Annotated in this window: 15 protein-coding genes and 2 tRNA genes; 6 read left to right on the forward strand and 11 right to left on the reverse strand. The window is 62.0% G+C overall.

Features of this window, described 5'->3' with window-relative positions:
- Nucleotides 1-285: 285 nt before the first annotated feature.
- Both BLQ92_RS24800 and BLQ92_RS24805 read right to left on the reverse strand, forming a co-directional pair.
- Nucleotides 286-1,503 (reverse strand): MFS transporter, encoded by a 1,218-nt coding sequence (locus BLQ92_RS24800; RefSeq protein WP_090687584.1) that lies wholly within the window; start codon nt 1,501-1,503, stop codon nt 286-288.
- Between the two features lie 308 nt (nt 1,504-1,811).
- Nucleotides 1,812-3,368: a hypothetical protein gene (locus BLQ92_RS24805; protein ID WP_090687587.1), complete on the reverse strand. Its 1,557-nt coding sequence runs from the start codon at nt 3,366-3,368 to the stop codon at nt 1,812-1,814.
- A 316-nt stretch (nt 3,369-3,684) separates the two neighbouring features.
- Between BLQ92_RS24805 and BLQ92_RS24810 the strand changes: the two genes are divergently transcribed.
- Complete coding sequence (locus BLQ92_RS24810) at nt 3,685-5,064, forward strand: chloride channel protein (RefSeq protein ID WP_090687590.1); 1,380 nt, start codon at nt 3,685-3,687, stop codon at nt 5,062-5,064.
- 175 nt (nt 5,065-5,239) lie between these two features.
- Here BLQ92_RS24810 and BLQ92_RS24815 read toward each other — a convergent pair.
- Together BLQ92_RS24815 and BLQ92_RS24820 are read right to left on the reverse strand one after the other, a co-directional pair.
- Nucleotides 5,240-5,326 (reverse strand) — tRNA-Leu (locus tag BLQ92_RS24815).
- Between the two features lie 223 nt (nt 5,327-5,549).
- Nucleotides 5,550-5,636, reverse strand: a tRNA-Leu gene (locus tag BLQ92_RS24820).
- A 262-nt stretch (nt 5,637-5,898) separates the two neighbouring features.
- Here BLQ92_RS24820 and rnr point away from each other — a divergent pair.
- The 5 genes from rnr (at nt 5,899) to BLQ92_RS24845 (ending at nt 12,210) form a co-directional block, all read left to right on the forward strand.
- Nucleotides 5,899-8,397, forward strand: coding sequence for a ribonuclease R (rnr, locus tag BLQ92_RS24825; RefSeq protein ID WP_090687593.1), 2,499 nt, complete (start codon nt 5,899-5,901; stop codon nt 8,395-8,397).
- A 160-nt stretch (nt 8,398-8,557) separates the two neighbouring features.
- A complete protein-coding gene (gene rlmB, locus BLQ92_RS24830; RefSeq protein WP_090687597.1) occupies nt 8,558-9,307 on the forward strand; it encodes a 23S rRNA (guanosine(2251)-2'-O)-methyltransferase RlmB in 750 nt (249 codons plus the stop codon).
- A gap of 107 nt (nt 9,308-9,414) precedes the next feature.
- Nucleotides 9,415-10,110 (forward strand): ribose-5-phosphate isomerase RpiA, encoded by a 696-nt coding sequence (gene rpiA / locus BLQ92_RS24835; RefSeq protein ID WP_090687602.1) that lies wholly within the window; start codon nt 9,415-9,417, stop codon nt 10,108-10,110.
- Between the two features lie 291 nt (nt 10,111-10,401).
- Nucleotides 10,402-11,583 carry a glycosyltransferase family 4 protein gene (locus BLQ92_RS24840; RefSeq protein WP_090687606.1) on the forward strand — a complete coding sequence of 394 codons (1,182 nt, stop codon included), beginning with the start codon at nt 10,402-10,404 and terminating at the stop codon, nt 11,581-11,583.
- Between the two features lie 204 nt (nt 11,584-11,787).
- A complete protein-coding gene (locus BLQ92_RS24845) occupies nt 11,788-12,210 on the forward strand; it encodes a helix-turn-helix domain-containing protein (RefSeq protein WP_090687610.1) in 423 nt (140 codons plus the stop codon).
- 113 nt (nt 12,211-12,323) lie between these two features.
- Here BLQ92_RS24845 and BLQ92_RS24850 read toward each other — a convergent pair whose 3' ends face one another.
- From BLQ92_RS24850 to BLQ92_RS24880, 7 genes are all read right to left on the reverse strand, one after another.
- A complete protein-coding gene (locus tag BLQ92_RS24850) occupies nt 12,324-13,754 on the reverse strand; it encodes a UbiA family prenyltransferase (RefSeq protein ID WP_090687614.1) in 1,431 nt (476 codons plus the stop codon).
- Between the two features lie 152 nt (nt 13,755-13,906).
- Nucleotides 13,907-14,344, reverse strand: a complete 438-nt coding sequence (locus tag BLQ92_RS24855) for a GtrA family protein (protein WP_279607919.1) — start codon at nt 14,342-14,344, stop codon at nt 13,907-13,909.
- Complete coding sequence (locus BLQ92_RS24860) at nt 14,341-15,081, reverse strand: SDR family oxidoreductase (RefSeq protein ID WP_090687620.1); 741 nt, start codon at nt 15,079-15,081, stop codon at nt 14,341-14,343. Before BLQ92_RS24860 ends, BLQ92_RS24855 begins: the two co-directional genes overlap by 4 nt.
- A complete protein-coding gene (locus tag BLQ92_RS24865; protein WP_090687624.1) occupies nt 15,078-16,400 on the reverse strand; it encodes an FAD-binding oxidoreductase in 1,323 nt (440 codons plus the stop codon). The genes BLQ92_RS24860 and BLQ92_RS24865 overlap by 4 nt, the downstream gene beginning before the upstream one ends.
- A gap of 125 nt (nt 16,401-16,525) precedes the next feature.
- Nucleotides 16,526-18,169, reverse strand: coding sequence for a glycosyltransferase family protein (locus tag BLQ92_RS24870; RefSeq protein ID WP_090687848.1), 1,644 nt, complete (start codon nt 18,167-18,169; stop codon nt 16,526-16,528).
- Between the two features lie 191 nt (nt 18,170-18,360).
- Nucleotides 18,361-19,602, reverse strand: coding sequence for a glycosyltransferase family 4 protein (locus BLQ92_RS24875; RefSeq protein WP_090687853.1), 1,242 nt, complete (start codon nt 19,600-19,602; stop codon nt 18,361-18,363).
- A 123-nt stretch (nt 19,603-19,725) separates the two neighbouring features.
- Entirely contained in the window at nt 19,726-20,976 is a 1,251-nt protein-coding gene (locus tag BLQ92_RS24880; protein WP_090687627.1) for a glycosyltransferase family 4 protein, read from the reverse strand.
- Nucleotides 20,977-20,992: the final 16 nt, after the last annotated feature.

The following is a 20,992-nucleotide window of genomic DNA, read 5'->3' on the forward strand; positions in this document are numbered from 1 at the left end:
CGTCTCCCAATGCCGGTCGCCCGGCCGCAAACAAGCGATTCAAATGCGCATTTGAAACGCGCGTTTTTTTCAGGATAAGAAGGATCTGGAGCTTCGGGCAAGGGCTGTGTGTGGACGGACTCCTCTAAAAAGGCACCGCTGCGGTGCGTCAATTGTTTCGGGCGCCGAATAAAAAAGGCCGTTCCGATCGAAATCGGAACGGCCTCGCGTTACTGCCTGGCGTGGCGGCCTGGGGCCGCCTATAAGTGTGTTGCGTGTGCTGCGTTCGTTTCAGTGCCGCTGCGGCTAAACCGCGGCGACCTCTTTGGCAGATTGTGTCATATCTATGCCGCGGCGTTCACGGCTAAACAAAATCAGTACCGCAATCACAACAGCCACCGTGCCTGCGACCACGGCCATCGCCAGCGCATAGTTGTTGCCGTTGGCGACGGCGAACGACGCCTGCATGGTCGCATTGACCGCCGCGAGCAGATTGCCGAGCTGATACACCAGACCCGGGAAGGTCGCACGAATTTCGTCCGGCGAGATTTCGTTCAGGTGGACCGGGATCACACCCCATGCGCCTTGTACCGAGATCTGCATCAGGAACGCGCCGAGCGCGAGCAAGACTGCGCTACTCGAGAACGCCCACAGCGGCAGCACCGGCAGCGCAATCAGCGCGGCGATGCAGATCGCACGCTTGCGGCCGATCTTCTCGGACATCGACCCGAAGAACAGACCACCGACAATCGCGCCGATGTTCAGCGTAATCGTGATCAGCGCGACGGTATGCGGGTCGAAGTGATGCTGCTCGCGCAGGAAGGTCGGATACAGATCCTGAGTGCCGTGCGAGAAGAAGTTGAACGCGGTCATCAGGACGATGGCGTAGATCGAGAGCGTCCAGTTCCGCTTGAGCGTGACCAGCAGTCCCGGCCGCACCTTTTTCTCCATCGCCTTCCATGCTGGGGATTCCGGCACGTTCGCACGCACATACAGCACGAGCAGGGCGGGAATCACGCCGATGAAGAACATGCCGCGCCAGCCGACGTACTGGTACAGCACGCCGAACACCACCGAGGCAAGCAGATAGCCGCTCGGATAGCCGGCTTGCAACAGCCCGGAGACGAAGCCGCGCGCGCGCGTGGGCACGGTTTCCATCGTCAGGGCGGAGCCGACGCCCCATTCGCCGCCCATCGCGATGCCGAACAGCGCGCGCAGCACGAGCAGGGTGGCGAGGTTGGGTGAGAAGCCGGACAGCAATTCAAGCAGCGAATAGCAGGCGATGTTGACCATCAGGGTCGGCCGACGGCCGAATTTATCGGCGAGCCGCCCAAAAATCAGCGCCCCGATGGGGCGCATGGCCAGCGTCAAGGTAATGCCGAATGCGACAGCAGGAATCTTTGTATTGAATTCGGCCGCGATATCTTTCAATACGAACACCATTAGAAAGAAATCGAATGCGTCGAGTGTCCACCCGAGATAGGCGGCGATGGTGACGTTTCTCTGTTCCCGAGTCCAGCTCATGTGTTTTTTCTCCAAGTCTCCGAACAACCCGTGCCTTACGGCGGGCCGGCTGACGACCCGCACGCCCCGTGGAGCGGGCTTGCGGCGAGTGTACGCCGTCCGTTAAGCGTCTGCATGCTTGAAATGCGCATCTTAGTACATGTCCCTAAGAGCTGGCGGTAATCGGGCACGACATCCGGATTAAATGTCGGCATTTTGTAATATTAGAGATGGATTGTTATTTTATTGTTTGCTTGATGTAATTTTTATGCCGGGACGGGAGACGGTTTTGGGGACGGTCTTTTACCGGCTGGTCAGGCCTTACGGTGTCAAGGCAACGCGATCTCGACACCCGAGCTTGCGAGGTTCGCAACGATGGACTTTACTTCGCTTCCAGAGCGATTCACACACACCACCTTGCCGATCCGCTCAGCATTGCTGGCGCTATTGCACAGATAGACCTGCTTGAAGTCGGGCAGGATCTCGAGGAACGTATAAGCGGCGTCCGCGGTGTCGGGTTTGCGGATGTACACATCAGGCATGCCGAAGTCGGTCTGCAGGTAGTGTTCCAGCAGGACCGGATAGTTCGGCTTGTTCCTGTTGTTCGCCACGAACAGGTTGTTGAGCCCCACCGTGTCGAAGAATTTCTGCCCTGAGTAGGCGGCCAGTTTGCCGGCCTCCGGCGAGGCGATGCTGATGCCCGGGATCGTGCCCAGTTGCCTGCCGATATCCGCGAAATCGTTGTGGTCCGCTCTTAGCATTTGCGCTTCCTTCTTGCCCGAAAACAGAAGCGCGGTGTTGCCCACCGCGAGCAGCAGACCGATGGAAAAAATCAGCACGCAGGCCCGTTTTCCGGAGACGCCGGATTTCACCATGAGCTCGAAGAAATGGACAAGCGAAAACGATAAGCCGATTAGCAAAGGCAACTGAAAGCGATAGGCCACATCCATGATGGGCAGTACGGAAAACAGATAGGCGAAATAGACGCCGCACGCACCATAAATCGGAATGTATTTCTTCGACTCTTTAAGATCGAGCGCGATCAAGGGAACCAGCGCGAGCAGGACCAATGGCAGCACGTAGCTCAGGAAGCTCAGTTGCGGACCGAGGATGTAGTTGTATTGCGATTTGGGCAAACGTCCCAGGACCAGATCGCTCAGCGCGAATTTAAGGCTCGCCGAAAGCGGAAGCGCGGTACCGGTGGCGAACTTGGCCAGCAACAACGAAACCAGAGCGCAGGCGAATGCCGCCAATAGCAGGGCAAGGCAATTCCTGATGCGCTGGACCGGGTTCCCGGCGTTGAGCGCGAGGCCGATCACGAATAGCGAAACGGGAAATAAAGGCAGGTCGGGCCTGATCAGAAGCGTGAATCCGGAAAATACCCCTAGCCAGAGCGCATCCTTAAAAGAATTCCTGCAAAAGCGCAGCAGATAGATGGAAAGCGCGACAAAAAACAGGGTAATGGAGGTTTCAAGTCCATTAGCCGAGCTGCGGGTAAAGAACGGGCTCGAAATGATCGGGATCAGCGCGCAGATTGCGACCCAGCGGTTCGGGTTGAAGTTGCGCAGCGTCGCCGCGTAGACCGCCAGCAAGGTCAGGATTGCAAAGATCAAACCCGCGTAAGAATTGACAGAAATGACGTTGAATTTCGTCAGACGAGCCAGCATCGTGACCAGCGTGACCCAGGCGATTCCGGTGGTGCCTTGCACAGGAGCGGAATGCGGGTTCCACTCGAACATAAAGCCGTCGACGCCGTTCTGGGCGTAGCGGTGCATGATGTAGCTGTCTTCGAAATCTGCCGGAAACGGCATGAATGAACAGGTCATCCAGAGATAGCTCATCAATGCCAGAAACAGTAAGGCATAGCTGTAATGTTTCGGTTTCATGTTGAATTTACGCTCTCTATTCCGACCTGCAGTGTGGTCTGCCGAATGGCGGCTGGCGAATGGTCGAATCGCCAGAGTCCGGAGCTGCGCCGTACCGATCGTGCGGGGACGCATGGGATACGAGGGAATCTAGCAGCACTGCACCGTCCACTATGTGCGTTGGGCAACGCCGTAAAAATGGGGCGGTGAGCCGCACCAGAATGTGGATATATGCAGAGACCGCATCAGTCGAGTAGAAAAATCAATTTGCCTCATGTTTATGTGCGCAATAGGATGGCGTGATCCCGCTATTGACGTCTCTACCTCGTTATTCATCATGCCGCTCAAGCCGTTCGCCAGACCCGCCTCGCAAGAGCCGGCCGTTCGCCCGGAACCGGCGCGCAGCCCGCTCGTCGTGTTCGTCGCCGTCACGCTTCTGACGGGTATCGGCGCGGGGCTCGGCGGCATGCTGCTAGCGTTGCTGCTTCACTGGATCCAGCACATTGCATTTGGCTATAGCGTCGACCATGTCATCAGCAGCGAGAGCTTTCTCGAAGGCGTGAGCGGTGCGGGAGCGCAGCGGCGCGTGCTGGTGCTGGTGATTTGTGGGCTGGTCGCCGGCCTCGGCTGGTGGGCGCTGTATCGCTATGGACGTCCGCTTGTCAGCATCAAGAAAGCAGTCAAGTCGGACGACCCGCGCATGCCGGTGCTCAGCACCGTCGTGCATGCGTTGCTGCAGATCGTGACCGTGGCGCTGGGTTCACCGCTCGGCCGCGAGGTGGCGCCGCGCGAGATCGGCTCGGTCTGGGCCGGCTGGCTCTCGCATCGCGCCGGGCTGACGCTCGCCGAGAGCAGGATCATGGTGGCATGCGGCGCCGGTGCGGGTCTCGCCGCGGTCTATAACGTGCCGCTTGGCGGCGCGGTGTTCGTGCTCGAAGTGCTGCTTGGAACCTTCGGCTGGGCAGCGCTGGTGCCGGCTGTCGCGACCTCTGCGATTGCCGCCGTGGTGGCGTGGATCGGTCTGGGCAACGAGCATCAGTACTCGGTTTCGCCACTGCTGTTGAGCACGCCGCTCGTCGTGTGGTCGGCGCTGTGCGGGCCGATTTTCGGGCTGGCGGCATGGGGCTTCACGCAGTTGACGACGCGCGCCCGCGCGCAGGCGCCGAAGGACTGGCGGCTGCCGGTTCTGGCGCTGCTGAACTTTGCCATCATCGGTGTGCTGGCGATCCAGTTTCCGCAGTTGCTCGGCAACGGCAAGGGGCCGGCAGGGCTCTCGTTCAATAGCGAGCTGACGATCGGACTGGCGGCGGTGCTGCTGGTGCTCAAGGTCGCGATTACGGCGGGTAGTTTGCGTGCGGGCGCCGAAGGCGGCCTGCTGACACCCGGGCTCGCGAACGGCGCGCTGCTGGCAATCGTGCTCGGCGGCATATGGAACATGATCTGGCCGGGCACGTCCTCGGGCGCGTTCGCGATTGTCGGCGCCGCGGCGTTTCTGGCCGCGTCGATGCAGATGCCGCTCACTGCCGTGGTGCTGATTCTCGAGTTCACGCGTGTGAGTCACGACTTTCTGATCCCCATCCTGCTGGCGGTGGCGGGCTCGGTGTCGACCTTCAAGCTGCTGGCGACCGTATGGGCGGCGCGGACGGTTCCGGCTGCGAGCGTGGGTGCGGCTAAGCCGGCGGCGGCAGCGATGGCGCGATCCGGCGCAGGGCAGTAGCGCCCGCGAAGCGGCCGGGGTGAGGGCGTATCCGGCGAAGACAATATCGAGGAATGCGAATTTGTTGGGAAAGCTCAGACCAAGTATTCGCCGACGCTACGATTTGAGGAGACAAAAACAAAAAACCCCGCAAACTCATCGTTTAACGGGGTGTTTCGTTTCACTTGAAGAGGGGTGGTGCCCAGGAGAGGACTCGAACCTCCACGATGTTGCCACCGCTAGGACCTGAACCTAGTGCGTCTACCAATTCCGCCACCTGGGCACGTCTTCAAGCTAGACCACTATTTTAACGGGAAGATTCAGCGTGTCAATGGGGACTTCAACATTCGCTTCATTCATCCGTTCGGATCTTCATGCATCGAATCGAGTTCGGTACTGACCACCCGTGCTGCCGGTACCCCAACATTCATTCGAAACAAGTTCAAACGAACAGCAGGGTCTCACACAAAAAGCAAAGCCGCTCGGAAGCGGCTTGCTTTTGAATCTGGTGCCCAAGAGAGGACTCGAACCTCCACAGTGTTGCCACCGCTAGGACCTGAACCTAGTGCGTCTACCAATTTCGCCACCTGGGCAGGTGTCTGTAGAACAGAGACCGCTATTATAGCGACAGATTCGGGCCTGTCAAGCATTTTGAGAAACCCGCCGGACGAGGGTGGATTGCGCCCCGCAGCGAGTATTGACGCGCCGCTTGGCGTCCAATACGGGTGTTAGAATGCCTCGCAGTAGTTCGTTGGCACGGTGCACAAGCCCGTCGGACTCAGCCTTGAACGAGCCAGACCCGAGCAGTCAATCGCAGGTGCAACAGAGCCGCGTCATAACCGCCGACCGACGTCCATGCAACGAGAAAAAATCATCGACAAGCCCTTGAGCAAATATCCGTACCCGATTCCGAGCCGTGAAGAAATCCTCGGCGTGCTCCGCACGAGTGAAGCACCGCTTGCTGCGAACGACATCGCCGAAGCACTGTCGATCAAGCGCCAGGAGCGCGAAGGTTTTTTCAAGCGTCTTGCGGCCATGGAGCGCGACGGCCAGATCCGGCTCGATCAGCGTAATCTGTACCAGCTCACGCATCCTTCCAATTTCGTCGGCGGCCGGGTTCAGGGCCATCGCGATGGCTACGGCTTTCTCGTGCGCGACGACGGCCAGGACGATCTGTTCCTGCCCACCGGCGAGATGCAGAAGGTCATGCACAACGACCGCGTGCTCGCGCGGATCGTCGGCTACGACCGGCGCGGCCGGCCGGAAGGGCATATCGTCGAAGTCACGGACCGCGCCAACAAGCGCGTGATCGGCCGCCTGCTCAACGAGAACGGCGCGCTGATCGTCGCCCCTGAAGACAAGCGCATCGGCCACGACATTCTGATTACCCAGAACACCAAGAAGGCCAAGGTCGGCCAGGTGGTGGTGGTCGAGCTGACCGATTTCCCGAGCCGTCATTCGCAGCCGCTTGGCCGCGTGGTGGAAGTGCTGGGCGATATCGACGACCCCGGCATGGAAATCGAAATCGCCGTGCGCAAGTACGGCGTGCCGCACGAGTTCAGCCAGGCCGCGCTCGACGACGCCGCCAAGCTGCCGGACGAAGTGCGTCCCACCGACATCCGCCATCGCGTCGATCTGCGCGACGTGCCGCTCGTCACCATCGACGGCGAAGATGCCCGCGACTTCGACGATGCCGTGTACTGCGAGCCGATCGCGGTCGGCAAGGGCGAGGGCTTCCGCCTGATCGTGGCGATCGCCGACGTCTCGCACTACGTGCATCCGAAGAGCGGCCTCGACGTGGATGCGATCGAACGCAGCACCTCGGTCTATTTCCCGCGCCGCGTGATTCCGATGCTGCCGGAGAAGCTCTCGAACGGTTTGTGCTCGCTGAATCCGCACGTCGACCGTTGCGTGCTGGTGTGCGACATGGTGATCACCGCACGCGGCGAGATCAAGGCGTATCAGTTCTATCCAGGGGTGATGCACTCGTCGGCGCGTCTGACCTATACCGAAGTCGCCGCGGTGCTGAAGAACACCAAGGGTCCGGAAGCGACCCGCCGCGCGTCCTTGCTGCCGCAACTGCAGAATCTGTATGGCGTCTACAAGTCCCTGTTCGCAGCTCGCCAAAAGCGTGGCGCGATCGACTTCGACACCACCGAGACCTATATCGTCTGCAATGCACAGGGCAAGATCGAGCAGATCATTCCGCGCACCCGCAACGACGCTCACAAGCTGATCGAAGAGTGCATGCTGGCGGCCAACGTCTGCGCGGCCGACTTCATGAAGCGCAACAAGCACCCGGGCCTGTACCGCGTGCATGCTGGGCCGACTGCCGAGAAGCTCGAAAACCTGCGCACCTTCCTGCGCGGCATGGGCCTCACGCTGGGCGGTGGCGACTCGCCGCACGCGAGCGACTACGCCGCCCTGATGGCGCACATTCGCGACCGGCCCGACGCGCAGATGCTGCAGACCATGTTGCTGCGCTCGATGCAACAGGCTGTCTATAGCCCGGACAACATCGGCCACTTCGGTCTTGCGTATGAGGCATACGCGCACTTTACGAGCCCGATTCGCCGCTATCCCGACCTGCTCACGCACCGCGCGATCTACGCGATCCTGCAGGGCCGCAAGTACACGCCGGAAGCGCCGCATGGCGTCGACCTCAACACGGCGTTGTCGCCGCGCGCCCGCGCCATGCAGCAGGCCGACGACGAAAAGCGCGGCCGCACGCGTTCGAACAACGTGGCGATCTGGGAAGAGCTCGGCCTGCATTGCTCGGCCAACGAGCGCCGTGCCGACGAAGCTTCGCGCGACGTCGAAGCCTGGCTCAAGTGCTACTTCATGCGCGACAAGCTCGGCGAAGAGTACGGCGGCATGGTGAGCGGCGTGACCTCGTTCGGTATCTTCGTGCAGCTCGATGCGCTCTTCATTGAAGGCCTCGTGCACGTCACCGAACTCGGCTCCGATTACTTCCAGTACGACGAGATCAAGAACGAACTGCGCGGCGAACGCACGGGCATTCGTTACCGTCTTTCGGACCGGGTGCGTGTGCAGGTGAGCCGCGTCGATCTGGACGCACGCAAGATCGACTTCCGTCTGGTGCGCGATACGCCGATCAAGTCGTCGGGCACGCGTTTGCCGCTCGCCGATAGGGCTGTTGCTGAGACGGGCGGTGCGCGGGTGCGCTCGCTGGCGCCGGCAGAAGGGGGCGCAGGGTCGCGTCGCAAGAAGGCGGCGCCTGCTCCGACGCTCGCCGTCAAGGAGGCGCGGGCGGCACGCGGCGCAGCCAAGAAGCACGGCGCCTCGGCCAAGTCGGCGTCTTCTTCGAAGCCACAGGCGCGCAAGAAGCGCTGAGCTCGCACGCCAGTCGTCTATAGCAGGCTCGCTGCAGCGGGTTCACCGCGCTCAACCGGTACAGGTTCATGTGCCGGTTGAGCGCGGTCTGCATTCTGGTTTGTCTTTATCCCAGTAGCGCATCCGGGTTGCGGAGCGCTCAATCAAAGGTTGTTCAGTCATGTCACGTCTCAAGGTTCTATACGGTTTCCACGCAGTGACCGCTCGTCTGCGTCACGATGCATCGACGGTCGAAGAGGTCTACTACGATGCGACGCGTAAAGATCGCCGCATGACGGAGTTCCTGCATGTGGCCAAGGAAGCGGGCGCGCGTCTGATCGCCGCGGACGAAACGCGTCTGTGGGGCCTCGCGCACACCGAGCGCCATCAGGGCGTGGTGGCGCGCGCAGCGGACCTGCCGCTCGCGCAGAATCTCGCGGAACTGCTGGACGGCATCAACGGCTCGCCGCTGATTCTGGTGCTCGACGGCGTGACCGATCCGCACAACCTCGGCGCGTGTCTGCGGGTCGCGGATGCAGCCGGCGCACATGCCGTGATTGCGCCGCGCGATCGCGCGGTCGGCCTGAACGCCACCGCCGCGAAAGTGGCGAGCGGCGCAGCCGACACGGTGCCGTACATCACGGTGACGAATCTGGCGCGTGCTTTGCGTGAGTTGAAGGATGCTGGCGTGTGGGTGGTCGGAACCGCTGACGAGGCCACCGCAAGCGTCTACGAAACGAAGCTCGAGGGTCCGGTCGCCATCGTGATGGGCGCGGAAGGCGAAGGCATGCGCCGTCTCACGCGCGACACCTGCGATATCGTGATGAAGATTCCGATGGCGGGCAGCGTCGAGAGTCTGAACGTGTCCGTGGCGAGCGGGGTTTGCCTCTACGAAGCGGTGCGCCAGCGTTCGGTGAAGGTCAAGGCCTGATTCTGCTGCGCGGCCCGGGGTTTCTCCGCCCGCTTGCCGGATAAATCCGGGCGGCGCAGGCTAGTCCGGTAAACTGGCGTTTTTTCCGCCTCTCCCTAGCAACTGCCATGACTCAAGACGAACTCAAGCAACTGGTCGGCCAGGCCGCCGCCGACTATGTGAACGCCAACGTGCCGCAAGGCGCTGTGATCGGCGTCGGCACCGGCTCGACCGCCAACTGCTTTATCGATGCGCTGGCCGCCACGAAGCACCGCTATCGCGGCGCCGTCTCCAGCTCGCTCGCCACCACTGCGCGCCTGCAATCGCATGGCTTCAAGGTGCTCGACCTGAACGAAATCGAGTCGCTGCCGGTGTATGTCGACGGCGCCGACGAAATCGACCACAGCGGCGCGATGATCAAGGGCGGCGGCGGTGCGCTGACGCGCGAGAAGATCGTGGCGTCGGTGTCGGATGTATTCGTCTGCATCGCCGATGCGACCAAGCGCGTCGACGTGCTCGGCCAGTTTCCGCTGCCGGTCGAAGTGGTGCCGATGGCGCGCACCGCGATCGGCCGCCGCGTGATCGCATTGGGTGGCGTGCCGGTCGTGCGTGTGACGAAGGACGGCGCGCCGTTCATCACCGACAACGGCAACGAGATCATCGACGTCAAAGGTCTGAAGATCGCCGACCCGTGCGCACTCGAAGCGCAGATCAATGCGTGGCCGGGTGTCGTGACCGTGGGTCTGTTCGCAGGACGCGGAGCGAATCTGTGCTTGCTCGGCACCGACACCGGCGTCGAGACGATTCAGTATCCGCGGGTCTAAACGCTGCAACGAACGGCATCGCGCGCCATGTGCCGCGCGCTGCTGTTTTATCGAAGCATGGACGGGGCATGCCGCCTCGTCGTCAATTCCTTCCCTCTGCATGCATGTCTGCGCTCCGGCGCAACGCATCGTCACGTTGTCTCTCAACGACTGATCTGAAGCACGCGTCGCACAGGTTCACGCCTCGACGATTGTCGAGCGTGGAGTGTGGTCGTGCGCACGCACACCGGAATTCGCTCCCCGTACACTGCTCTGCATGGCCGTGGGCCGTCATCTACAGGTGTCCAGATCATGAAAGTGGCGATCGTGCACGACTGGCTCGTCGCGCCAGGCGGCGCCGAGAAAGTGCTGGAGCAGATTATCCAGTGCTTTCCGGACGCTGACCTGTTCAGTCTCGTCGACTTTCTCGAAGATCGTGCACCCGTCTGCGGCAAGCCTGTGACGACCTCGTTCATCCAGCATCTACCGTTTGCGCGCCGCCGTTACCGCGCGTATTTGCCGCTCATGCCGCTCGCGATCGAGCAATTCGACCTCTCGAATTACGACCTCGTTATCACGAGTTCCTATGCGGTCGCCAAGGGCGTGCTGGTCGGTCCGGATCAGACGCACGTGAGCTACGTGCACTCGCCGATGCGTTACGCGTGGGATCTGCAGCACCAATACCTGCGTGAAGCGCGCCTCACACGCGGTCCGCGTTCGTGGGCCGCGCGTGCGCTGTTGCACTATCTGCGCGGCTGGGATTCGCGTTCTGCGAATGGTGTCGACCGGCTGATCGCCAACTCGCAATTCGTGGCTCGCCGCGTGATGAAGACCTATCGGCGCGACGCCGTAGTGATTCCGCCGCCTGTCGATGTGCACAAGTTCGATCTCTGTGCGCAGAAGGACGATTTCTATCTGACCGCCTCGCGGATGGTGCCGTATAAACGCGTCGACCTGATTGTCGAGGCGTTTACCGCCACGCCGCATCGCAAGCTCGTGGTGATCGGCGACGGTCCCGAGTTGGCGGCGATTCGCTGCATGGCAGGCCCCAATGTGACGATTTTGGGGTATCAAGCCTTCGCTGTACTAAAGGATCATATGCAGCGCGCCAAGGCGTTTGTCTTTGCGGCTGAAGAAGACTTCGGCATTGTCGCGATCGAAGCCCAGGCCTGCGGCACGCCGGTGATCGCCTTCGGCAAGGGTGGGGCGCTCGAGACAGTCGTGCCGCTCGGTGAAGTGCGTCCGACGGGTGTGTATTTCGCGCGCCAGACCGTCACGGCGATTCTCGACGCGATCGAAAATTTCGAGCGGCAGCGCTCGCTGATTACACCGGCGGCCTGCCGTGCAAATGCCGAGCGCTTCTCGGCGGCGACGTTCCGGCACTCGTTCATGATCGAGGTGACCCGGACTATCGCCGCGGCGGCGGGTCCGCGGCTGCGTGTCGAACGGGTACAGGCGGATCTCGCCTGGCCCGGTGACGCCGTACGGCGCTGAGGCCTCGTGGCAGGTGCGTAGCAGATTGCTGGTGTTGAGTTGCATCGTTGTACTGAGCGGGGGTGATGTGTGGCAACAGGCCGTGAATCGTCGAGACGGTTTGCCTCGGCGGCCTGTTGCGAGGGGTCCCCGCTTCGTCCTGTATGGCTCCCGTATGGCTGCACATTACTCAATAAGACTTTCGAACAGGGAAAATCGAAGCACATGAACGCTGATCGCCTTTCGGGGCAGTTCCCCGACATCATTGAAGCCTGGGCTGCGTTGCAGCACGTCGCGTTGATCAAGCCCATTCGCAACGAGAATGACTATCAGACGATGCTGCTGCTCTCGAAAGAGTTGAGCACGCATCTGAACGGCGAAGAGGATAGCCCGCTGACCGATTTGCTAGGCGTGATCGCTGCGCTGGTCGCATCGTGGGAAGCACGCAATGTGACGGTTCCTAAAGCGGAGCCGCGTGAGGTGCTGCGCCATTTGCTGGAGACCCACGGCCTCAAGCAAAAGGACCTGGCCGGCATTGCCTCGCCGACCGTCGTCAGCGATATTCTCGCTGGGCGGCGCGCCATCAGCAAAAACGTCGCCAAGGCGCTGGCTGCGCGCTTTCATGCCGACGTGAGCGTGTTTCTATGAAACGTTGAAGCGGGCGGCGGAAGTTGCCGCCGGATGTGCAGGATGCAAAAAACCGCGCTGTTGCCAGGCGCGGTTTTTTTGCATCGCGTTTTTGCCGCCCGTGCTCGTCCTGCTCAGATCGCGAACAGCATGCACAGGCCGCACAAACCGATTACGCCGACACTGACGCGGTCCTTGAAGGCGAACACGATCGGGTCGTCGTGCATCTTGCCGCGAAAGGCGAACATCCAGATCCGGCTGACCCAGTAGAGTGTCAGCGCAAAAACAGCCCATAGCGCCGGCGGATGGCGGTACAACTGCTTGAGTTCCGGCGAGTTCAAATAAAGCGCCAGCACCAGCACCGCGAGGTAGGCCGACGAGGTGCCGAACGAGCGCAGGATCGACAGGTCCTGCGTGATATACCCGCGGCCCGCTGCAGCCACCTTGCCGTCGCGCAGAATGGCGTCGAGCTCCACATAGCGCTTGACCATCGCGAGGCTCAGGAAGATCGGCACGCAGAACAGGATCAGCCAGTACGACAACGTGATGTCATTGGCGGCGCCGCCGGCGATCACGCGCACCGTGTACAGGCAGGCCAGCGCGAACACGTCGATCAGCGCCATGCGCTTGAGCGCGAAAGAGTAGGCGAGGGTGGCGACGAAGTAGGCCGCCAGCACCACGCCGAAGCGCCACGGCAGCAATACCGCGAGGGCCACCGAGGCGCCCAGCAGCAGGACCGTCAGCACCGCGCCGAACGAAAGCGGCAGTTTGCCGGATGCGAACGGCCGGTTGCGCTTGCGCTCGTGGCGGCGGTCGGCATCGAGATCGAGCATGTCGTTGAGCAGATATACCGACGACGCACACAGGCTGAACGACAGAAACGCGAGGCACGCAGCGCCGATCGCACTGAGGTCGGTGAAGCGATGCGCGGTCATGAGCGGCACGAGCACGAGCACGTTCTTGACCCATTGGTGTACGCGCATTTCCTTGAGCACCAGCGGCAACAGGCGGCGTTTCTGCTCGAAGAAAATAATCGCCGCATTGACTTTGCGGGCCGCTGCCTCGATGTGCTTGTCGCCCACCACGATCGCGCGGCGCGACTGGCGCCACACCGGCACGTCGGCCATCGCATCGCCGCAATAGTCGAAGCCGCCGTCGCCGAACTGGTCGACCAGGGCCTGCGCCTTGTTGCTGCCGAACAGGTTGTGCTCCTCGGTACTGGCGAGCACGCCGCTAAACAGGCCGAAATGCGCGGCGATCTGGGTGGCGAAGCGCTGATTGGTGGCGGTGCATAGATAGAGATCCCGCCCGCTCGAGTGTTCGCTGCGCAGATATGCGACCAGCTCGGCGTTATACGGCAGCATGCCGACGTCGATCGTCACGCGCCGGGCAATCTGTTCTTTCAGATAGGCGCGTCCATGCAGCAGCCAGCCGATGCAGAGAAAGATCGCAAAGGGGTTCTGCTTGAAGAGCACGAAGAAGGCTTCGAAAAGCAGATCGGTGCGCGTGAGCGTGCCGTCGAGATCGACGCATAACGGGACCGAATTGACTGCCGGGGTTGCCATAAGCACTCTCCGCGCCGAGGAACAGATCGCTTCGCGGGCCGCGTAGTTGCAGCCGCATCAGGGATTGGCCAGACTGGAAAAAACCTGATCCGAGCCTGCTTGCATGCTATCGACGGGGGTGGCCGAGGTCTGTGCGCCAGCGCACTTCACGGCTAGGCGAACACGAAACGCTTGTCGAGCTGATACTTGGTGACGTAGCCGATCATGAGGCCCAAGGCGCCACCGACAAGTCGTGCGTTCTCCGTATGAAACAGGGCGCTTGCAGCAAACTCCACGGCCCAGAACACGAAGGTGGTACCGAGTCCCATCAGGACATAGAGCGCGAACGTGCGGGCTCCGTGCGCGACGCTGCGATGCTCGTAGCGAAAGATCCATGCCTTGTCGAGCAGGTACTTGACGACGAGGCCGGCGGCGGTGCCCACGCACACCGAAAGCGGCACCGCGAACGTCGCCTGGTAGACGAGGTAGGCGAGTTTCTGGCCGCCCAGATTTGCGGCCATCGAGATTGCCGCGAATACCGCATACCAGAACACGAGCCGCGAGCGGCTGAAGGCGGCGGTGGCGGCTTGAGTCGAAGCCGGACTGTTCACAGGGAGATTCTCTTGAATACGAAACCCGGCACCGAGCGGATCACGAACATGATCTGCGCCCAGAACCATGGGGTGTAGAGCGAATCCTTGCCGCGTTCGATCGCACGCACGATGTCCGTGGCGACGCGCTCGGGGGTGGCGACGAGCGGCCCGGGCAACGGCAGGCCGGCTGTCATCGGCGTGCTCACAAAACCCGGTTTGATGGTGAGCACGTTCACGTTCGCCTTGAAGAGCCGCGCGCGCAAACCTTCGCAGAACGTCGTAACGGCGGCTTTGGCTGTCCCATAGACATAGTTGGACGGCCGGCCACGATCGCCCGCGACCGAAGAAATCACTGCAATCGAGCCGCTCTTTTGCGTTTCGAAGGTGCCCGCCAGCAGCGTGAGCAGCGCGATCGTCGACAAGGCATTGGTGGAGATTTCGCGCACCGTAGCTTCCGGATCGCGCTCGCAGGCAGACTGGTCCGACAGGGTGCCGTGAGCGAGCAGGACAATGTCGATGCGGCCCAGCTCGGCAAGACAGGCTTCGAGCATCGGGCGATGCTGGGGATAGTCGTTCACGTCGAGCACGTAGGTGCCGACGCTGCTTGCACCGCGTACTCGCAGATCCTGCGCGACCGCATCGAGGCGGGTTTCGTGGCGTCCGGCGAGAAACAGGCTCGCGCCGTCCTTGACCCACTCGCGTGCGCAGGCCACTGCGATGGCGGACGAGCCGCCGATGATCAGAATCTTTTTCATTGCTGTGTCGTCCGTTGCCAGAAGCGCGACATCAAGGCCGGGTCGCGCAGTTGTTCGAGGGCCCGCCATGCCGGATAAGCGGCACGAAAATCCTCACCGCTCATATGGGCGTCCTTGGCGGGATACAGACGCCCTCCGGCGTCGCGCACGATGGTGTCGAGCCGCGTGAATAGCGCCTGATTCTTCAGATCGTGCTGGGGGAAATCGAGTGCGAGAGAAATGCCCGGCATCGGGAAGGACAGCAAACCGGGCGACACCAGCGGGCCGCAACGCTTGAGCACCGCGAGGAACGAGCCGGAGCCGGTCGACGCGATTGCGCGTAAGAAATCCTGCAGCGCCTCGCGCGCCGCCGCTTCAGGCACGACGAACTGGTATTGCTGGAAGCCACGGCGTCCGTACATGCGGTTCCATTCCAGCAGGCTGTCGAGCGGATAGAAGTAGGCGGGGTAGTCGACCACCGCATGCCCGGCTTTGGCGACCTGACGGCGGTAGTAGAGCTCGTTGAACGCCTTGAGCGTCACGCGGTTGACCGGCGACCACGGCAGCGCGAACGGCACGCTTCGCACGCGGCGCTGCTGGCTTGCAAAGTGGCCATCGGTGGCGTGATCGGCCGACATGTAGACGCCGCGTCCGAGGGACCTGCCGCTGCTCAGGCAATCGATCCATGCCACGCCGTATTCGTGCTGTGGGTCGAGTTCGCGCGAGAGGGCGAGGAATTCGTCGAGGTTGCCGAACGGCAAGCTGTGCACCGATAGTCTGCTGGAGCTTACCGGCATAAGCTGGATTTCCACCCACTCGACGATGCCGGTGAGGCCGAGCCCGCCAATGCTGGCGCGAAACAGCGCTGCATGTTCATCGGGTGTGCATTCGATGGGCTCCGAATCGGAGCGCAGCAAGGAAAACCGTCGGACGTGGCGCCCGAAAGTCCCGCGTACGTGATGATTCTTGCCGTGGACGTCGTTGGCCAGCGCTCCGCCGAGGGTCACGAACTGGGTGCCGGGCGTGACCGCCAGCATCCAGCCGCGCGGAATCGACACCGCGAGCACTTCGCCGAGCGTGACGCCGGCTTCGGCGCGCAGCACGCCGGTGTGCCAGTCGGCGCTGAGAAAGCGGTCGAGACCGCGCAGATTGAGTACGTGATCCGTCGCGGCAAGGCAGCTATCGCCATAGCTGCGGCCGTTGCCGAACGGCAGTGTGGTGCCGAAGCGCGCGCCCATCTCCCGCAATGACGCCTCTGCACCCTGGCGCCACGACAGCGGATGGCTGGCTTGTGGCGCGTAAGGATAGTGACCCCAGGAGTAGAGTTTGGCGACGCTCATTGGGTTGCCCGGCGGACCCACGAAGTGGGCGATAGCGCATCATAGGCGTGACGAGGGGCGCAACACCGTTAGCTACTGCACACACTGACGGTTTGCCACCGTACCGGCGCTGCGGCAGAGCCGGGTCAATGCCCGGCATTCCCGGCGACAGTATCCGGATAGCTGAGTCGATAGATTTCCTGGCAACGCCCGGCGTGAATCGTGTAGCGAAAGCCGATCAACCACGGTTGCACCGGCGAGCAAAAGCGTGCCAGCAGCGTCATCTTGAGTGAGCGGTCGCCGAGAAAACCGAATCCCGCAGCAGCATCATCCGGTAACACCAGATACTCGACCTCCTTTTGCTCGACGTATTCCGGAACACGGCCGGAGATGAGATACGGAGTGTAGGAGGGGTCGACCAGCGCACCGAGGTCGATAATGCCGCGTTGCCATAGGTAGCTGACGCGCCCGATATCGAAGGCGGCGATCTTCGCATTCGGCGGGAGATGTTGAATCATCCACTCGCCGATTTGCGCATGCGTATCGTTGATGTGGCCGATACCGTCGATCGTCACCGTACGCCAGGTATTGAGCGATGCGGCGCCGCCAAGCAGCGCAAGAACGACCACGGCAAATCGCGGCCAACGCGCGCCGCTTGCCGCCACACGTTCGAATAACCATAGGAGGCCAAAGCACAGCAGCGGAAACAGCAGCAGCAGATTCAGCGGCTGATAGCGCCCGCCATGGCCGGCGGAGGGAAAGGTGGCCATGTAGGTGCAGAAATGCAGCAGGGCCCATAACAACAGGAAGTTGATCCGGGCGGGGCGTTGCCGGATGAGCGCGTAGGCGCCCAGCATGCCGAGCGCGGCAAGCAGCAGACCGAGCAGCGAAAATTCGCTGTCGAACTGTGTCACGGAGGTGAGCTGCGTGACGAAGCCGGTGCTGAACTGGCGGGGCAGACGCATGATCCACGAACCGGCGAAGCGCAGCAGCGAGTGCAGGGTGTGTGGACCGCCGCTGGTGTGGAAATAGAGCCACGAGCGCCCTTCCATGGTCGCTGGCATGAGCCCATGAGACGTATAAAGGTTGACGCCGAAAACGGCGACGACAAAGATTGACCAGATGCCGAGCAGCGCCGCAAAATCGGCGACGCCGCGCAGCCGCTTGGGTCTGGCAACGATCAGTAACGGCGCGAAGATCATCGCTTCCGGCCGTGTCACGGCGAGCAGGCCAGCGCACAGTCCGGCGAAGATGGCAGTGCGCCGGCGAGTCCGGCTTTCGTCGTCGTACCAGAAATAAATAGCCGCGAGCGTCAATGCGGTAAAGAGCAAATGCTCCATGCCGATCAGGCCCAGCCAGATGAAATTGCCGCACAGCGCAGGTGTGACTGCCAGAATCCAGCATGACAACGGGCGCAGTCCATCCCGGTGGGCGAGGCGATGCAGCAGACTGCCGATCAGTACCAGCAGGGCCCAACTCAGGCAAAGGTTATAGAGGACCGGATCGATGCCGCTCAGGAACGCGTAGTTGGCTGCCTGGATACAGGTCCACAGGATGCTGGTGGTGCCGGAGGACCGTTGACCAGGTTCAAACCCCGGAATGCCGTAAGTGGCGAGGTTGCGTGCGACGGTCTGATGAATGTAGGAGTCGTCGAGCGGGAAGCCGTATTGCACGCGCAACGCACTGGCGACGACGAGCAAGCTCAGCGTATAGACCAGGGTGATCAGCAGAAACTGCCACGGCAACCGCAGGCTGCCCTCGGATTGGACCGTATCAAGGTTATTCGACAACGTTGCCAAAGACTCACCTCGCAAGATGGGAGAGCGCGTGCGTCCCGGCAATGGCCGCCCGGGCTCGGACGACTCCGGTCATGCGTGCAAGGATACGATCAATCGGCAGGGCCTATCTGTGCCCGGCGCCACACAAGCAACCGGGTCGATACGCGTCATCGATACAGGGGCAGTCGTGCTTCCTTTGCCCGCTAGCAGGCGACGCGGATGATTGCATCGGTCATCCTGGCGACGTAGGCATCCAGCGAGAAATGTTGCTGGACATCGAGCAGCGCCTGATCAGCAAGGCGACGTGCGAGCTCTGGCGCGGCGCGCAAGGTTTCGATGGCGTCGGCGAGCGTGGCCGGGTTGCCCGGTGGTACCAGCCAGCCATTCTTGCGATGGCGCACGATTTCGACCACGCCGCCGGCGGCCGCGGCAATCACCGGACGGCCTGCCGCCATGCCTTCTATGATGACGCGGCCAAACGGCTCAGGCTCGGTCGACGTGTGCAGAATCACGTCGACCGCTTTCATCCACGCGGGCATATCGTCACGAAAGCCGGCGAAGTGCAGGCGTTGCTCGACGCCAAGGCGGGTGGCCTGCCGGCGCAACGACTCCACATAAGCCTGTTCGCCGAACAGGGCGGAGCCGACCAGCACCAGATGCATATCAGGCAGTAACGCGAGCGCTTCCAGCGCAATATGCTGCCCCTTCCACGGTGCGAGGCGGCCGAACAGACCGATCAGATGAACCTCGTCAGGCAGGCCGAGGAGTTGCCGGATGGTGCCTGCGTCTTCGCCATCGGTGCGACTGAATTCGTCGACATCGACGCCGTTATGCACAACGGGCACCGATTCTGGCGGGCATTTGATCAAATCGACCAGCGAGACGGCGGAGGCGCGCGAGTTCGCCACGATGTGGTCGACGGCGTAGCGGGTGATCCACTTGACGATCAGGCGCTGAAAGAAGCCGAAATGCTCGCGAGTCATGATGTCGTGCAGATGCCAGATGATCTTCTTGCGGTGCAGTGGCTTGCCCAGTGCGCCGAGCACGAGCGCCTTCTGCGTGTTGAGGAACAGGATGTCGAACTGTCGCGCGTGCCGGGCAATCGCACGAACCTGGCGCAGAATGCCCGGCAGTGCGAAGAACCAGTTCAGGTGCAGCGCCTCCTTGTTGATCTTCGAGACGCTTGCTTCGAGTGTGAGATGAACCTTCACCTGCATCGACTCGAGGCGCTGACGAAACGGGCCGTCGCTCAACAGCAGCACTTCTCGGTGCGCAGTCCAGCGCACGGCGAGGGGGAGCAACGAAAATTCGGCGCCGCCGAGTTGCCCGCTCTGATCGACAAAAAGAACACTGGGTACGGCGATGGGTTCCGCTTTCGATGCGGCCTCAGAGATGAAAGAGGGGGCCGCGAGGGCGGCTTCGTCAGTCGTTAGGGTGCGGTTCATCGCCGTTTTGCCCGAGGTGTTGTTGTTTGTGTCGTGATTATTCACGCAACAACTAGTCGGGAACGTACGCGTTCGAACTTACGGCGACTGACAGTGGGTTTACATTTTCCCGTCTGCCCAGCGCTAGTCCTGGCGCTTCGCGTGATGGATCACGCGGGTCATCTGCTCGAGATACCGTTCGAGAGAAAAGTCGGCTCGAACGTCGGCGCAACCTTGATCGGCAAGCCGTTGCGCGAGTTCAGGCATGACGCGCAAAGTCTCGATGGCCTCGACGAGGGCATCTGCGTCGCCGGGCTGCACGAGCCAGCCGTTCTGGCGATGCCGGACAATCTCCAGCATGCCGCCCGCTGCTGCGGCGACGACCGGCCGGGCGGCGGCCATCCCTTCGATAATCACGCGGCCAAACGGTTCGGGCTCGGTTGAGGTATGCAAGATCAGATTCATCGCTGTCATCCACGCCGGGATGTCGTCGCGAAGACCGGCGAAATGCACGCGCTCGCGCACTCCGAGTTGCTCGGCCTGACGCTCCAACGCATGCGCGTAGGCGTCCTCGCCGAACAGCGCCGCACCCACCAGCACCAGATGAACGTGAGGCAAGCGCGGCAGCGCCGCAATGGCGACATGCTGACCCTTCCATGGCGCGAGACGTCCGAACAGGCCGGCCAACCACGCAGTTTCCGGGAGTCCAAGACGCCGCCGCAGTGCGCGCAGATCGCCCGTGTCGACCGGGGTAAAAGCCGATGCGTCGACGCCGTTGTGAATCACGGTCACTGCATCCGCAGGAAGACCGGTGAGCGCGATCAGCGCGTTGGCAGTTGCGCTTGAATTGGCGACGAACTGGTCGATGGCGTGGCGCGCGAGCCACCGGACGATTTGCAGTTGCAGCGGGCCAAAATGATCGCGGGTCATGACGTCGTGCACGTGCCACACGACTGGCCGGCGATGCAAGGGCTTGCCGAGCGCACCGAGCACAAGCGCTTTCTGGGTGTTCAGGAAGAGCACGTCAAAGCGCCTGGCCCGCGCGGCAATCACGCGGATCTGGCCGATGATGCCAGGGATCGCCTTCAACCAGCCAAGGCGTAAGTTGTCTCTGCGAATCGCAACGACGCGGGCGTGGCTCGACACCTGAACGCGTACCCCGAGTGCTTCGAGACGCGCGCGAAATGGGCCGTCCGATAGCAGCAGCACTTCGCTGTGCGAGACGCAGCGCGCCGCAAGCGGAAGCAGACATAGCTCCGCGCCGCCAGGCTGGCCGCTCTGGTCGACAAACAGGACGCTCGGCGTGCTGGGGGTCTCGGCAGGACTGGCGTCGCTGGCAGCAATCGCCGCAGCTCTGGCGGACGCCGCATGGTCTGGGAGTTCGAATGCATTCATCGGCGGGGATCCAGGC

Origin of the sequence: Paraburkholderia phenazinium, assembly GCF_900100735.1 — a bacterium.
In the GTDB taxonomy this organism is placed as follows: domain Bacteria; phylum Pseudomonadota; class Gammaproteobacteria; order Burkholderiales; family Burkholderiaceae; genus Paraburkholderia; species Paraburkholderia phenazinia.

Coding starts and splice junctions, on each gene's coding strand:
- BLQ92_RS24800 (WP_090687584.1), bottom strand. CDS start 1,503: ATGAGCTGGACTCGGGAACAGAGAAACGTCACCATCGCCGCCTATCTC.
- BLQ92_RS24805 (WP_090687587.1), bottom strand. CDS start 3,368: ATGAAACCGAAACATTACAGCTATGCCTTACTGTTTCTGGCATTGATG.
- BLQ92_RS24810 (WP_090687590.1), top strand. CDS start 3,685: ATGCCGCTCAAGCCGTTCGCCAGACCCGCCTCGCAAGAGCCGGCCGTT.
- rnr (WP_090687593.1), top strand. CDS start 5,899: ATGCAACGAGAAAAAATCATCGACAAGCCCTTGAGCAAATATCCGTAC.
- rlmB (WP_090687597.1), top strand. CDS start 8,558: ATGTCACGTCTCAAGGTTCTATACGGTTTCCACGCAGTGACCGCTCGT.
- rpiA (WP_090687602.1), top strand. CDS start 9,415: ATGACTCAAGACGAACTCAAGCAACTGGTCGGCCAGGCCGCCGCCGAC.
- BLQ92_RS24840 (WP_090687606.1), top strand. CDS start 10,402: ATGAAAGTGGCGATCGTGCACGACTGGCTCGTCGCGCCAGGCGGCGCC.
- BLQ92_RS24845 (WP_090687610.1), top strand. CDS start 11,788: ATGAACGCTGATCGCCTTTCGGGGCAGTTCCCCGACATCATTGAAGCC.
- BLQ92_RS24850 (WP_090687614.1), bottom strand. CDS start 13,754: ATGGCAACCCCGGCAGTCAATTCGGTCCCGTTATGCGTCGATCTCGAC.
- BLQ92_RS24860 (WP_090687620.1), bottom strand. CDS start 15,081: ATGAAAAAGATTCTGATCATCGGCGGCTCGTCCGCCATCGCAGTGGCC.
- BLQ92_RS24865 (WP_090687624.1), bottom strand. CDS start 16,400: ATGAGCGTCGCCAAACTCTACTCCTGGGGTCACTATCCTTACGCGCCA.
- BLQ92_RS24875 (WP_090687853.1), bottom strand. CDS start 19,602: ATGAACCGCACCCTAACGACTGACGAAGCCGCCCTCGCGGCCCCCTCT.
- BLQ92_RS24880 (WP_090687627.1), bottom strand. CDS start 20,976: ATGAATGCATTCGAACTCCCAGACCATGCGGCGTCCGCCAGAGCTGCG.